The sequence below is a fragment of the Streptococcus ictaluri 707-05 genome (assembly GCF_000188015.2).
GTDB lineage: Bacteria > Bacillota > Bacilli > Lactobacillales > Streptococcaceae > Streptococcus > Streptococcus ictaluri.
Genome location: NZ_AEUX02000007.1, coordinates 253,921 through 268,476, shown reverse-complemented (window position 1 = coordinate 268,476; position 14,556 = coordinate 253,921). Strand labels below are relative to the sequence as shown.

Sequence of the window (14,556 nt, the reverse complement as noted above, 5' to 3'; positions counted from 1 at the left end):
CTTAACTCCGATCTTTACTTTGGACGATGATGAGATAACCTTCTGGAACATGCACTTCAATGGGTTGATTCTTGAATTCGTTACTGGAGTAGATTTTTTTCTTAAAGAAGTTATCCTTTGTCAACTCAAACTTTGCCCCTCTGATGGCCAATTCAGCGTTACCATCTGTCATAAAGGCCACATAAGTCATGCCTTCTTCTTGAATAATCTGATGATGACCAGCAGGTCTGTAAGTCACACTATTTTGCTCATCTCTTAGAGTTAGCTGAGCCATAAAGGGAGCCAATTCTGGATCGCCAGGCAAAAAGATGTTGGATAAAAAATGATCAATCCGACCTCCAAAGGCACCAAATAGAGTCACTTGGGCCTTGGGGAAACGCTTGAAAACCTCTTTTAAAGCTAACTCGGTATCAGTATCATTTTTTTGAGGATCCGCAGTCACCAAACGCTGAGCTTTCGCTTTAATCATCGATAACTCTTCTCTTGTTACAGAGTCAAAATCACCTACTGCTATTGTCAAAGGAAGTCCGTTTTTGACTAAAAACAGACTTCCTCTATCAACTCCAACAAAATGGTCAAAATCATCTTTGACGTAGGTCAGGTCTCCACCTGCAAACATCGCTACTTTAGTCATTTAAAGCTGTCCTCAAGGTTTGAACTTGACTAACCAAGTCAGTAGCTTTGAAGAGATAAGAACCTGCAACAAAAACATTCGCTCCTGCTTGATAACAAGCTTTAATGGTTTTATCATCAACACCACCATCTACCTCAATATCAAAAGATAAACCTTTTTCTTGGCGCATCTTAACAAGAGCTCTTACTTTATCCAAACATTCTGGAATAAAGGCTTGTCCTCCAAAACCAGGATTAACGGTCATAATTAGGACTTGATCCACCAATTCTAAAAGTGGCTCAATAGCAGTCACTGGCGTTCCAGGATTAATGACCACACCTGCCTTCATGCCTGCTCCTTTAATCTTTTGCAGAGCCCCATGACTATGTAGGGTACTTTCGACATGAATGGTCATAATATCTGCTCCTGCTTGAGCATAAGCTTCCATGTAACGCTCTGGATTAACCACCATTAAATGACAGTCAAAAACAAGTTTACTGTGTTTTCGCATGCTAGCAACAACATCTGCACCAAAGCTGATGTTAGGGACAAATTGACCATCCATAATATCAATATGAACATACTCGGCATCTGTTTCTTCAATGCGCTTAAGCTCCGAAGCAAAATTAGCATAGTCTGCTGCTAGGATAGATGGTGCAATTTTAAGTGTTGACATGGAGTAGACCTACTTTCTTTTAATAACTTTTTTATATGTTTCACGTCGATCTTCAATTTCACTGAGAAACTGAAGGTAATTGTGATAGCGAACTGACCAAATAAGACCTTTATCAACGGCTTCTTTAACCGCACATTGAGGTTCATGGGTATGTGTACAAGAGCGGAATTTACAGTCATGACTAACATGACGCAAATCAGGAAAGGCTTCATTAAGGTCTTCTGCATTATCAATTTCATAATCAAGAGATGAAAATCCAGGTGTGTCCGCGATTTTACCACCGTGGGTATTGTAAAAACTAACTGCCCGAGTCGTGTGTCGACCACGGCCTAGACTGTCTGAGATTTCACCCGTTTCCAAAGCCAAATCCGGAGCTATTTGATTGAGCAAGGTTGATTTCCCAACCCCTGTTTGTCCCATAAAAACAGTGGTTTTGTCAGCTAACAGCGGCAAGAAGCTTTCCAAATCCATAACAAAATCATAGCCAATTTTTCTATAATTTCGTCCAATTTCAGCAATAGCTTGCACTTCTTCAGGATCCCTTAACAGGTCCATTTTGGAAATGTAAATAACCGGATGGATTCCCTTGTGCTCTAATAAAATCAGAAATCGATCTAAAAGGTTACTATTAAAATCGGGTTCTTTGACAGACATAATGACCACCGCCTGATCGATATTGACAATAGGAGGCCGAACCAAGCTATTTTTTCGTTGGTGAATGGCTAATATATAGCCTTCAGACTGATCATCAGCCGAAAAATCAACTAGATCTCCAACATAAGGTTTTTGTCCTTTTTGCCTAAAATTCCCACGCGCTCGCGTTTGATAGACTTGACCTTCTGACTCTACATAATAAAAACCAGCCAGAGATTTTATAATTTTACCTTGCAAATGAGCTCCCTTTTTCTTCTTATAATAATTCCATTATAACAAAAAATCTATTTCCCTTCAGTACTTTATCTCCAGAACTTCTCTTCTAAAAAAGCCCCCCTCAGTCGGCTAAGGTCAGCCATTGACAGGGGTTACTAATGTACTATTTAAAGTCCAGCTTCTTTCAATGCATCAGCTAATCGTCCAAAATCTTGAATGGAAAGGGCTTCTCCACGAATAGAAGGCTTGATATCTGCCAAAGCAAGGCCTTTTTCTAGCTTAGCTTTAGTATCCTCACTTTTTCCAAAATGGCTAGTCAAGTTGTTCCAAAGCGTCTTACGGCGATGAACAAAACCAACCTTGGAGACACGGAAAAAGAAATTTTCATCTTGCACGGAAATCAAGGGTTGGTCACGGCGCACCATTTTTAAAATAGCAGAATCGACATTTGGTGCAGGGACAAAAACGGTTCTGGGGACAATAAAGGCTACCTTAGCCGTCGTGTAATATTGCACCGCAATGGATAAGGAGCCATAAACTTTGGTATTTGGCTCAGCTGAAATACGGTCTGCTACCTCACGTTGCATCATAACAACAAACTCTTGAAACGGGATTTTGCTCTCAATTAAGTGCATCAAAATAGGGGTGGTGATGTAGTAAGGTAAGTTGGCCACCACTTTGATAGGTAAATCGGGATTTTTAAAGGCTTTAATCTGTGTTTGTAAATCCGCTTTTAAGATATCTTGGTTAATGATTTGAACATTGTCAAAATCACGCAAGGTATCCGCTAAGATAGGTACCAGACGGTCATCGATTTCAAAGGCCATGACTTCTGCAGCATTCTCTGCTAAAAATTCTGTCAAGGCACCAATACCTGGCCCAATCTCAATGACATTGACTCCCTTATCAATTTCTGCCGTGTCAACAATTTTTTGAAGGATATTAGTATCTGTCAAAAAGTTTTGACCAAAGGATTTTTTAAAGGTAAAGCCATGACGTTCGAGCACTGAACGGGTCACACTATAATCAGCAATTCTCATATTTTCTCATTTCTAAATGGTTTTTCTACGTTAGGGTGTGTCATAATCAGCCATGGCATCCTTGACTTGAGCTAGAGTAATGCCAAAGAGTTCCAATCTTTTGAGGAGCTGCTTACCATTACAATAGCCAATTCGAAGTGTTTCACCCAAATATTCACGACGTTTACGACTGTCACCACCTAGGAGCAGTCCTAATTTCACTAAGTCTTCTCTAGTGATGTCAAACTCATTTTGGTCGTCGTATGATTGGGTTACTTTGGATAAGGCTTTTTGCAAGTCTTCAAAAGAGGCATGTTCGATACCTAGTGAGCGTCCTTTTGATTTGGAACCAGGTACGGCCTCATCTCGGTTTAGAAAGGCATGACGAACAGTCGGCACGGCCTGCATAATGATTTTTCGGATGCGTTCGCCGTTATAATCAGGATCTGTAAAGACAATGACACCACGCAGCTGATTGAGGCGGTCAATTCTCTCTAGGTCAGCATCGTTAATTGCTGAGCCTCTTGTTTCATAGGTGTCAACCTCATAGAAACGTCGGAGATTAGCAGTATCATCCTTACCTTCGACGACGATGACTTCTTGAATCTTAATTTTTTTAGTCAATCTTAAAAATCCTCTTGGCATTAGCCGTCGTTACTTCCGCAATTTGTTCTGAAGTCAGACCGCGAAGCTCTGCTATTTTATCCACCACATAGCGGGTATAAGCTGTCTTATTTTCAAGACCACGTTTTGGTACAGGCGCAAGATATGGCGCATCGGTTTCGACCAGCATTTTATCTAGGGGAATGGCTTGCGCAGCTTCCTGAATGTCGGTTGCTTTTTTGAAAGTAACCACTCCAGAGAAGGAAATCAGCATACCCAGGTCGATGAATTTTTGAGCCACCTCTAAGCTTCCACTGAAAGAATGTATAATCCCAACACAGGGCCCAACACCAGCCTCTTTAATCACTTCATAGGTGTCTTCTAAAGCATCACGGGTATGGACCACAAATGGTAAATTATAATCTTTTGACAATTGGATTTGACGTTTAAAAACCTCAATTTGAATCTCTTTGGGGTCTTCCATCCAATAATAGTCCAGTCCAATTTCACCTAAGGCGATGACCTTTTCATTCTTTAAGTTGGCCACAATCATTTCTTCAATTTCAGGCGTGTAGGAACCAGCTTCTGTTGGATGCCAACCAATGGTGGCATAGACTTCTGGGTACTTGTTTGCTAAAGCTAAGGCCCTGTCAATGGTTTCTTGGTCAAAACCAACCACATTGTGGTAAGCGACGCCCATCTCTTTAGCTAAAGCCAGCTCCTCTTCTTCTTTTCCTTTAAAAGTGTCCACATTTAAGTGGGTGTGTGTATCAAATATAGGTTTCATTTCTTTTTCTATCCTTTTTGCCTCCATCTAGCTGAGGCATCTCTTTTTTATTGTACCATATCTAAGCCCCTTCTTCACCCATACTCATCAGAGTGAGTCTGATGGCAAATTGCGCTGTCTTCCTGCTTAACTTTTATGTTATACTAGGTAGGAAAAGCCTTACCCTTAGGAGTCCTGCATGAGAAAAAGCCATCGTTTAGTGACAACCATCGAAGCCGCCTTAGAACATATGACTAGCTTAGAAAAAGATATTGCTCATTTTTTTATGGAGACCGACTTACAAGCACAAGATTTGACTGCTTCCTTAATGATTAAGCGACTGCATGTCTCTCAAGCTGCATTGACACGCTTTGCTAAGAAGTGTGGCTTTTCAGGTTATAGAGCGCCTTCGCCTTTGATTACATTAACAGCTTGAAAGAAGCAGAAGATAACTTCCAATTCATTAACCTAGAGCTTACAAAGCGTGTTTTAATGGACTACAATGCCTTGATTAATAAAACCTATGATTTGGTGGATGAAGACAAGCTACAAAATCTGGCTAAATGCATAGATGCCTCCGAACGTATTTACTTCTTTGGAAAAGGCTCCTCTGCCTTAGTCGCCCAAGAAATGAAGCTGCGCTTTATGCGACTGGGAATTATTTGCGATGCCTATTCTGATACCGATGGCTTTACTTGGGCAAACAGTTTGGTCAATGAAGACTGTCTTGTCTTTGGTTTTTCCCTCTCTGGGAAGACTTCTTCTGTCATCAACGCTCTAAATCAAGCATCTAGCCGAGGTGCCAAAACCATTTTATTAACAACTCAGTCAGAAGAAGACTATCATCAAGCTTTTGAGGTGATAAAGGTCTCCTCTACACACCAGCTCAACTATGGTAATCGTGTTTCTCCTCAATTTCCCTTATTGATTATGATGGATATTATCTACGCTTATGTTCTGGCTATTGATAAAGTCCATAAAGAAAAAATCTTTAAAAATACCATTATTAATGGACAAGAAAAATCTGATTAAAAGCAAAAGGCTCCCTAAAGGGACGCCTTTTTACTTCTCGGTGTGTTTGAAGGTTTTCTCTTTTTGCCTTAAGTGATAGTAGGTACCCAAGATACCCACGCTGTTGCCATGACTAGCAAAAGTTATTTGTGTTTTTTCCGCTAAGCTAGGAACCAGATAATGAGCTAGGGAAGCTTTTAATTTTGGCGCGAGATAATCTGATTGTGCCATGATTCCTCCACCTAAAATGACATGACTAGGATTTGCCACATAGCATATGTTGGCTATTCCTTGGCCTAGGTAAGTTACCATGCGATCGATAGCTGCTATACAATGAACATCGCCGGCTTTAGCCTTTTCAAAAATCCGTCGACCATCCCACTGACTAGCTTCTTGACCATAGCGCCTAGCCACTTCATGAACCAGAGCGGTTGTTGAGGCTAAATCTTGAAATTGCCCATCTGGCAACAGCATATATCCCACTTCACAAGCAGCATATCTACTGCCATGAAAGACCTTTCCATCGACCAGCAAACAGCCACCAATTCCTGTTCCAATGGTCAAACAAATGGCCACATCAGCATCTTTTGCACTTCCTGAAATGGCTTCTGCCAAACCTGCACAGTTAACATCATTATCTATTTCACAGGGAATTTGAAAGGCTTCTTCTATCTCCTTTTTAAATTGAGTGCCTGCGTAATTAGGGATTTGTGGGCCAGAGTAAAAAATGGCTCCCTGATTAGGGTCGACCATCCCAGCTGAGGAAATGGCAACTCCTGCCAGACATTCTTTAGAATGATAATCTTCCACCAAGCCTTTGACTGTTTCTAAGATATAGGGGCCACCTTTATAAGCATGTGTAGCCTGCTCATGTTTTTCTAGAATCTGCCCTTCCTCTGAAATCAATCCGTACTTGATGGCTGTGCCACCGATATCAATGGATAGGTATTTTGCCATACTTTTCTCCTTACCAACTGTTTAACAAAAATTTTCCTTGGCACGATTAATCAATGCTGCTTCTTGACAAATCACCATATCTTCCTCTACTAAAGGAAATAGAGGTGAGCGTACCGAACCAATATCAAGGCCTTCATTTAAACGAAGCACTTCTTTGATTACCGCATACATATTGCCACGAGCAGAAACCAAGACAGCAATAATATCATTTATAGCATATTGCAATTCTTGAGCCTTTTCTAGCTCTTTATCTGCAATTAACTGATTTAAGCGTAGAAAAAGTTCAGGCATTGCCCCATAAGTTCCTCCAATACCTGCTTTAGCACCCATCAAGTGACCACCTAAGAATTGTTCATCTGGACCGTTAAAGACCATATGATCCTCCCCTCCCAGAGCAGTGAAGACTTGAATATCTTGAACTGGCATCGAAGAGTTTTTGACACCGATGACACGGTCATTTTTGAGCATCTCTTGGTAAAGACTAGGTGTCAGTGCAATTCCCGCTAATTGTGGAATGTTATAAATGACAAAATCCGTCTGAGGGGCTGCTTCTGAAATAGCATTCCAGTAAGCTGCCACCGCATAATCTGGCAAGCGGAAATAAATAGGAGGAATAGCTGCGATAGCATCGACCCCTAAACTTTCTGCATGTTTTGCCAAGGCTATACTGTCTTGACTATTATTACAGGCAACATGATTAATAATAGTTAATTTTCCTTTGGCAACAGCCATAACGTTTTCTAAAATCAACTTGCGATCCTCTAGGCTTTGGTAAATACATTCGCCAGACGAACCATTAACATAAAGTCCCTGAACTCCTTTATCGATAAAGTATTGCGTCAGAGCTCGAACTCTTTCAGGACTGACAGCTCCTTCTTTATCATAACACGCATAAAAAGCAGGAATAATACCTTGGTATTTTTTTAAATCTCTCATAAATGGTTTCCTCTATTTTCTAATCAAATTTTAGTTTCTTGAACAAGCCTTCCATTACTATTAGGTAGAGATAGCTTATACTGCTACAGCCGATTATAGCTAAAAAAGAAAGCCCTATTAGCAGATAAAAAAGGGAGAGCTGTAGCATTAAAAAGACAAGCGCCATGACACCTAAAAAACCAATTGTCCACGGTAAAAAGTAAGCTGCCAACAAGACACATGTTCGCCATAAAGTAATCAGTGAAAAAGATGTCCTAATAGCTAAAGGATAAGCATAGCGATAAATGACAAGACTTAAAAAACCTATAGCTAAGCAAAAGAGCTTAAATACTTGAAAAGCCGGAGTTGTCTGATTCTTAACCAAATAAAAATCCAAAAATGCTATTCCTAACAAGACTAATTCTGTTATCCCCAAAAGCAATCCTCTTTTACCATAACGACGACAGTAATGAAGATAAGTCCTCGAAACAGACGCCGCTTGCCCTTGGCGTAAATCTCTTAGAGTTGCATAGAGGGCTAGCTGAGCCACTCCATGCGTGACCAAAGGAAAACAAGTTAGCAAAAAGAGTCCATTTAAAATCAGCAAATCAAAAATGAAAGCTGAATACCTCATCCACTTACTATCCAGCCTAAAAAGTGATTGCACAATCGTGTTTTTGGATCCTGCCACTGGCTACTTCCTTTCTATTTCTACTGTGTCATCAAAACCTTGATGAGGCATTTGACAACTTCTTCTCCTGCATGATTGAAACCGTTAGGTTGATGGGCTTCTTCAGGATAAAAATAGGCAAACTGCCCAGCTCCTAAAACAAGAGCAATCGACTGATCACAAGACATAAAACCGATATCTTCTTGATCTTTAAAATCTCCCAGATACTGGCAAGCACCCTGTCCGTAAGCTATTGACTCACTTCCTTCAAGCAAAAGATGCAAGTCAGCATAACGCTTATGGTATTCAAATGTCTCATTACTGTCTTTGGAAAGCCGATTTTTTTGAATAAAGAGCACAATTTTATCATCCAAGATACGGTGTCGACCTTCTTGTAATTGCTTAATATCCTGACTTTCTAAATAGCTTATGGCACTATCCAAGTCAGGATGAATCCCTTTGTATCTGTGAATATAGCTAATATCATCATATATCATGGCATCGAACCTCCTTAGCCCTTAACAGCTCCCATAGTAATCCCTTGGGTAAAGGATTTTTGGAAAATGAGAAAGACTGCTACGATCGGCACTGCTGCCATTGCTGCGCCCGCCATAATCAAGCCATAATTAGTGGCCATTTCTGCTTGCATAGTGGCTACTCCTAAAGAAATGGTTAGGTTATCTCGCGAAGTCAACATGACCAATTGCATAAAATAATCATTCCATGTATTGATAAAAGTAAAGATAGCCAAGGCTGCAAAGCCTGGTTTTACAATAGGAAAAGCCACATTAAAGAAAGTTCTGATTTCCCCACACCCATCAATCTTTGCTGATTCCAATAACTCCGTAGGAATATTTTCCGAAAACTGTTTCATCAAGAAAACCCCAAAAGGCCAACCCACAAGAGGTAGGATGACAGCTGCCATAGTGTCATGAATTCCCATAAAATTCACGATACGTACCAGTGGCACTAAAACCACCTGCTTAGGCAATGCCATTGCTGCTATAAAAATTGAGAACAAAAGTCCTTGCCCATAAAAGCGTTTTTTAGCTAAGGCGTAACCTGCCAAAGATGACGTCCCACAAACCAAAAACATGGTTGCTAAAGAAATAAAAACACTGTTCCACAGCCACTTCAAGGCTGGGTTTTGAATGACTAAGGCTCTAAAATTGTCAATAGTTGGCGCTTTTGGCCACCACTGGGGCGGAATCACAATAGTATCTGGTTGTGACTTAAAAGCTCCCGTCATAATCCAATAAAAAGGAAAAATAAACAAGACTGTGAGCACACACAAAATAAATGTCGTCAGAATATCAGATAAGGTAATTTTTGCTTTTGTCATCTTAACTCCTCCTAATATTCCACTTCATTTCCCAAAATTTTAAACTGGGCGAAACTAATAATAGCAATCATAACAGCTAAGAATACTCCTATGGTGTTAGCATAACCGTATTCAGACAATTTAAAAGCTTTTTCGTACAGATAGTACATCAAGGTACTAGTAGAGTAATTGGGGCCACCAGAAGTTAACAATTGAATCAAAGCAAAACACTGGAAGGAATTGATGGTCGTAATTACTGCGATATACAAAGTAGTCGGCAACAAGCTCGGCCACTTGATATTCCAAAACACTTGGAATTCTGTTGCCCCGTCTACTCGAGCAGCCTCCACTAAAGAATTATCTATATTACCCATGGCTGCAATGTAGAGGATAATCGGTTGACCCACAGAAGTGGTTAACAAAATGACAATAATGGCTAACAAGGCCCAGTGCTTATCCCCTAACCAACTGATATTTTGCTCTATCACATGCACATAACGCAGCGCATAATTTAAGATACCTGACACAGGATCGTAGATCCATTTCCATACGACAGTAACAGCGACACTACCTGTTACTACTGGTAAAAAGATGACCGCACGGTAAAAAGAACGTGCCACCACATTTTTATCATAAGTCTTAGCCGCCACAAAAAGTGAGAAAAAGACGACAATAGGCACAGAGCCAATGACGATAATTAAGGTATTAATGAGCGATTTAATAAAAATAGGATCCTGAAACATCCGAACATAATTAGCCAATCCCACAAACCGAAATTCTGTCATGGAATAGTTAAAGAAGCTAGTTACAAATCCCATAATCATCGGTATCAAGACAAAAATACCAAAGAAAAGTAAGACTGGTGCTAGAAAAGCATATGAGATTAGGGTTTCTCTCATTTTTAGTTTATTGACATTCACTTACGTGTACCTCTCTCCCTATCAAGGTTTATCATGACAAAAGCCCCTTCCCAATAGTCCTGTTATGAGCATTGGAAAGGAGCTATCTTTACGAAACACTTATTGTGCTTTTGAGATGGTCTTGTTAGCTTTTTCCGTAAAAGCTTTCAAGGCTGCTTCTGGTTTTTCATCTCCATTAGAGACAGCCTGTACCATTGGGAACCACAAGGTTCTCATTTCAGCAAATCCATCGATAGTATTGTAATAAGGGGAGTAGAGTTTTGTCCAATCCGCTATTTTTTCCATGCGTTTGTCTTGATAAAGGTCACCGTAGGAAGTTCTTACAGGAAAGGCACCTGTACGAACCACATTTTTAGGACCCCATGTTTTGTCATCCGCAATAAACTGGATGAACTTTTTAGAAGCTTCCACTTTTTTGTCGTCTTTGTTATTAAAGACTGCAAATCCATTAACCAAATATTCTAGTTCTGCTTTGCCATCGTTTGAAGGGAATGGGATTTCAAGATAATCAACCTTACTTGCTTCCAATAATTTGGCTTGAATCCCCGGATGAGCAGGTGCCCATAAAATGGTAAATGAAGTTTGACCATTGGCAAAATTTTGAATATCCGCAGAGCCATCGTATTGAGAGCCATTCATCATCAAGCCCTCTTTAATCCAATCTGATATTTTAGTCATCGCTTTAATAGAGTCAGCATCATCTGTTGTGTATTTGCTGACTTTGTCGTCAGTGATATGGCTGCTATAGAGATTCGCAAAGAAAGCACGTGGCCCTTGGTCTCCTCCTTGACCGTTGGCAAAGAAGGAACCTGGATTGTAACCTTTATTTTTCAATGCTTTAAGCACTTTTTCAAAGTCATCTGTGGTCCAGCCTTCTTTAACCAATTCAAGCACTCCAGCATCTTTTAGCATTTTTTTGTTTAAAGCCATGTAAAAAGGTGCTGAACTAATCGGATACATATAAGCGATATCACCAGCTTTTGAGGCTTGTATCAACTTATCATTACTGACATCTTTGGTGAAGTCATCTGTGAAAAGATCATCTAATTTAGCTAATTTACCATTTTTACCATATTGAATGATACGTCCTGGGGCATCAAAAAGGACGTCTGGAGCTGTTCCTGCTTCAATCGCAGTGGTAATCTTTTCTGGACCAGAGGTGAAATCAATCGTTTCTAAATTAACCTTAATCTCTGGGTTTTTCTTTTCAAAGGCAGCAATGATTTTCTTTTCATAAGTGCCGACACCATCTTCTGCTTTTTCCTGTGTAAATACGGGAAACGCCCACCAGGTAATTTCTGTTTTATCAGCAGAAGAGCTTTTGTCTCCACTTGCTGACTTATCTGAATTACCAGAACAGGCAGCCAATCCTAAAACAGATGCCCCAAGCATAGTTAATGAAGCCAATTTCTTCAAATTCATCATACAATCTCCTTTATGATTAATAAGCTAATTAATAACACAAACTTAATCTTTGAGCGCTTGAATAAAGCGTTCTGCAATTTCTTTGGGACGCGTAATCGCACCTCCCACAACTATGCCTGCAAATCCTATATCTTGAACATCTTTGGCTTGCTGTGGTGTATGGATTTTGCCTTCGGCTATCACTGGAATCCCCTGACGGCAAAGTGCATCCATTAAAGCCAAATCAGGACCGTCTGATTGACGACTATAGTCCGTATATCCAGATAAGGTAGTCCCAACAAAATCAACTCCAGCTTCATAAGCTAGAACCCCTTCTTCGAAAGTGCTGATGTCAGCCATGAGTAATTGATTCGGATATTTCGACTTAATAGCCTTCACAAAGTCACTAATGGTTTGACCATCGTGACGTGGACGTTTGGTACAATCTAGTGCAATTACTGCAATATCTAGTGCTGCCAAAGCATCTATCTCCGCCATAGTTGCCGTAATAAAGGGCTCTTGAGGAGGATAATCTTTTTTGATAATGCCAATAATGGGCAAATCGGTAACGGCTTGTATTTCTTTAATATCACGAACCGAATTAGCTCTGATACCTACTGCACCCGCTTCTTGAGCAGCCTTTGCCATAAGAGGCATAATACCACCGTCTTCTGAATAAAGCGGTTCTCCTGGCAAGGCTTGGCAAGAGACAATTAATCCCCCTTTTATCATCTTTAAAAAGCTGTCTTTATCAACCTTAGCCTTCATTCGTCTACTCCTTGCTTTTTAATCTTACGAACGTTCACAACCTTATTATAACAATAAATAAAGCGTTTACAATATTAGTTGAAGCTTTAGAAACTACTTTCATATTTTCTCAAAAATAGGAGATTATTGAATTTATTTTCAGAAATAAAAGGCAAACAAAAAACCACGAGCCTCGAGCACTCCTGGTTTTACTTTATTTATATTCTGGCGATTAAGCTGATAATACTTTACGTCCTTTACGACGACGAGCTGCAAGCACGCGACGTCCGTTTTTAGTTGACATACGGTGACGGAATCCGTGTTTACGTTGACGACGGATTTTACTTGGTTGATAAGTACGTTTCACAGTGAATACCTCCTCATAGATTTTCGTATTCGTTTAGCCGGCTATTTGTGATATCAGTTACTAAACATACCATAATATTCTATAATAAATAAGCGGTCATGTCAAGACAATTTTTTACTTTGTCTCGACATGACATTGTGAAGATGCTTTATTCCTTATATCTTCAATAAGCAACTGAGATTTTGGTTAATCCCCTAAAGATTTCTTATCAAACTTAATAACTCTATTTTTAACTAACATTATGTTAGTTAAAAAATGTTTTAGATTATATACTAAAAGCTTGATGATAAATCGAGCTTAATGAATATCCCCTTAAAAATACTAATTATAATTTAGATCTACAATTATACACAGCGACGGCTAACTGTCCTGCAGTGGCAACTATATTTGCTTTTGAAGTTGATTTGCCTATTAATTGTAAAAAGTAGAATGCAGCTCTTTCCCACTGTTGACTTAAAACATAACCTTGTAAAGCACTAATGACATTCCCATTTAAAATATCAATGTATACTCCAAAATAATCCCTTGCAATACAGACTATAAAATCTCTACCACTCTTATAATAAATTGGTGCATTTCTACTGAGATAAAGGTCATATAAATCTTGTACTTCATCTGACCCACTATCTGCTTTTTGCTTAATTAGTTCTGGGTTTGTTACATGATATACACCGTCATCATCAAGATATCCTGCTTCACTAAAATAAAACTTTAATTCCTCTGCAACAGCTTTAATTTCGTTGTCACTATACTCTACCATTTCGGTTTCAACTGTTTGTGCTGAAACAACTACTGATATCGGTGAAAAAATAGTCCCAATAGAAATTAGAAGAAGCAAAATCACTGATAAATATTTAAATTTCTTATTCATTTTTTCCTCATTTTTAAGTAAAATAACACAGGAGACAGTATATAGATAAGTGGGATATTCAAATTTGGAATACTGTAAGTTGAGAACATTGGAAACTTGTTTAACATTTTTTTACTTGCCCATTCTTCGGTTAATGGAAAAGTAACTGTAGCCAATAATAAATATACTGTAGTTAGAATTAACATCCAGTTAGAAAATGCATCTACGAAGACAAAATAAATGACTATAAAAAATAATGCAATAAACCATCTAATCAAGTGAGACATGGGATTCCTCCTTATCATTATTTTTTTACAAATCTAATATAACAAATCTTTTTTTATAATACAAGTCTTTTTATGAAAGCGTTTTTATGTTATACTGTTATATTATGCGTCCTTATTATATAATACAATATAAAAGCGTAAAAAAGACAATCAGCTATGAATCCAAGCATACCTTTAACATTATCACTACGTAAGTTCTTTCTCTAAAGATTTTGTTGATAAGTTATTAACTAATTCCAATAACTTACAACATCGTTTCTCAAGTTGAAGGAAACTCAATCAAATTAAACTGTTCAAGTTCACGAAGTGACTCCTCAACTTTAGACCGTGGCCAACCTGTATCTTTCATCAGTGAAGCAATTACCATATTTCTTGATTGTTTTTGTTGTATACGTAATTTTTTTGATTTGTTTTCATAAAACGACTTCCTTTCTGCTAATCAAAAGCAATACAAAAAGAGAACGATTTCTCGTTCTCTTAAACTGATTCGATATTCTTATTAATTCTCAAAACTCTAGACACTTACTTTTACTTTGTCTTGACATGATATTTTGAAATCT

At 38.9% G+C, this 14,556-nt stretch carries 16 protein-coding genes and 1 pseudogene; 1 reads left to right on the top strand and 16 read right to left on the bottom strand.

The window, feature by feature from the left end; translation table 11 throughout:
- Window position 1 precedes the first annotated feature (1 nt).
- The 6 genes from STRIC_RS09065 to STRIC_RS09040 all read right to left on the bottom strand — a co-directional run bounded on the left by STRIC_RS09065 (window position 2) and on the right by STRIC_RS09040 (window position 4,568).
- The gene (locus STRIC_RS09065) at window positions 2-634 is read right to left on the bottom strand and encodes a thiamine diphosphokinase (RefSeq protein WP_008089743.1); all 633 of its coding nucleotides are present in this window, start codon (window positions 632-634) and stop codon (window positions 2-4) included.
- Window positions 627-1,289, bottom strand: coding sequence for a ribulose-phosphate 3-epimerase (gene rpe, locus STRIC_RS09060; protein WP_008089848.1), 663 nt, complete (start codon window positions 1,287-1,289; stop codon window positions 627-629). The genes STRIC_RS09065 and rpe overlap by 8 nt, the downstream gene beginning before the upstream one ends.
- 9 nt (window positions 1,290-1,298) lie before the next feature.
- Window positions 1,299-2,180: a ribosome small subunit-dependent GTPase A gene (rsgA, locus tag STRIC_RS09055; RefSeq protein WP_008089844.1), complete on the bottom strand. Its 882-nt coding sequence runs from the start codon at window positions 2,178-2,180 to the stop codon at window positions 1,299-1,301.
- Window positions 2,181-2,326: 146 nt separating this feature from the next.
- Window positions 2,327-3,199 (bottom strand): 16S rRNA (adenine(1518)-N(6)/adenine(1519)-N(6))-dimethyltransferase RsmA, encoded by an 873-nt coding sequence (rsmA, locus tag STRIC_RS09050; RefSeq protein ID WP_008090228.1) that lies wholly within the window; start codon window positions 3,197-3,199, stop codon window positions 2,327-2,329.
- Between the two features lie 30 nt (window positions 3,200-3,229).
- Entirely contained in the window at window positions 3,230-3,823 is a 594-nt protein-coding gene (gene rnmV / locus STRIC_RS09045; RefSeq protein WP_040832357.1) for a ribonuclease M5, read from the bottom strand.
- The gene (locus STRIC_RS09040) at window positions 3,795-4,568 is read right to left on the bottom strand and encodes a TatD family hydrolase (protein WP_040832441.1); all 774 of its coding nucleotides are present in this window, start codon (window positions 4,566-4,568) and stop codon (window positions 3,795-3,797) included. Before STRIC_RS09040 ends, rnmV begins: the two co-directional genes overlap by 29 nt.
- 178 nt (window positions 4,569-4,746) lie before the next feature.
- On the opposite strand from STRIC_RS09040, the pseudogene STRIC_RS09035 reads away from it, so the two are divergent.
- Window positions 4,747-5,579, top strand: a pseudogene (locus STRIC_RS09035) (MurR/RpiR family transcriptional regulator).
- 30 nt (window positions 5,580-5,609) lie between these two features.
- Here the strand turns inward: STRIC_RS09035 and STRIC_RS09030 are convergent.
- The 10 genes from STRIC_RS09030 to STRIC_RS08985 form a co-directional block, all read right to left on the bottom strand.
- Window positions 5,610-6,515: an ROK family protein gene (locus tag STRIC_RS09030; RefSeq protein WP_008090406.1), complete on the bottom strand. Its 906-nt coding sequence runs from the start codon at window positions 6,513-6,515 to the stop codon at window positions 5,610-5,612.
- 21 nt (window positions 6,516-6,536) lie between these two features.
- Window positions 6,537-7,451 carry a dihydrodipicolinate synthase family protein gene (locus STRIC_RS09025; protein WP_008090089.1) on the bottom strand — a complete coding sequence of 305 codons (915 nt, stop codon included), beginning with the start codon at window positions 7,449-7,451 and terminating at the stop codon, window positions 6,537-6,539.
- 19 nt (window positions 7,452-7,470) lie between these two features.
- Window positions 7,471-8,121: a DUF624 domain-containing protein gene (locus tag STRIC_RS09020; RefSeq protein ID WP_008090176.1), complete on the bottom strand. Its 651-nt coding sequence runs from the start codon at window positions 8,119-8,121 to the stop codon at window positions 7,471-7,473.
- A gap of 20 nt (window positions 8,122-8,141) precedes the next feature.
- Window positions 8,142-8,597: a YhcH/YjgK/YiaL family protein gene (locus STRIC_RS09015; protein WP_008089826.1), complete on the bottom strand. Its 456-nt coding sequence runs from the start codon at window positions 8,595-8,597 to the stop codon at window positions 8,142-8,144.
- Between the two features lie 14 nt (window positions 8,598-8,611).
- Window positions 8,612-9,442, bottom strand: a complete 831-nt coding sequence (locus tag STRIC_RS09010) for a carbohydrate ABC transporter permease (protein WP_008089890.1) — start codon at window positions 9,440-9,442, stop codon at window positions 8,612-8,614.
- Window positions 9,443-9,453: 11 nt separating this feature from the next.
- On the bottom strand, window positions 9,454-10,341 hold the full coding sequence (locus tag STRIC_RS09005) for a carbohydrate ABC transporter permease (RefSeq protein ID WP_008089647.1): 888 nt from the start codon (window positions 10,339-10,341) through the stop codon (window positions 9,454-9,456).
- Between the two features lie 99 nt (window positions 10,342-10,440).
- Window positions 10,441-11,763 (bottom strand): ABC transporter substrate-binding protein, encoded by a 1,323-nt coding sequence (locus STRIC_RS09000; RefSeq protein ID WP_040832439.1) that lies wholly within the window; start codon window positions 11,761-11,763, stop codon window positions 10,441-10,443.
- Between the two features lie 45 nt (window positions 11,764-11,808).
- Entirely contained in the window at window positions 11,809-12,513 is a 705-nt protein-coding gene (locus STRIC_RS08995) for an N-acetylmannosamine-6-phosphate 2-epimerase (protein WP_008090129.1), read from the bottom strand.
- 211 nt (window positions 12,514-12,724) lie between these two features.
- Window positions 12,725-12,859, bottom strand: coding sequence for a 50S ribosomal protein L34 (gene rpmH / locus STRIC_RS08990; protein ID WP_002885866.1), 135 nt, complete (start codon window positions 12,857-12,859; stop codon window positions 12,725-12,727).
- Between the two features lie 325 nt (window positions 12,860-13,184).
- Window positions 13,185-13,730: a hypothetical protein gene (locus STRIC_RS08985; protein WP_008090103.1), complete on the bottom strand. Its 546-nt coding sequence runs from the start codon at window positions 13,728-13,730 to the stop codon at window positions 13,185-13,187.
- Window positions 13,731-14,556: the final 826 nt, after the last annotated feature.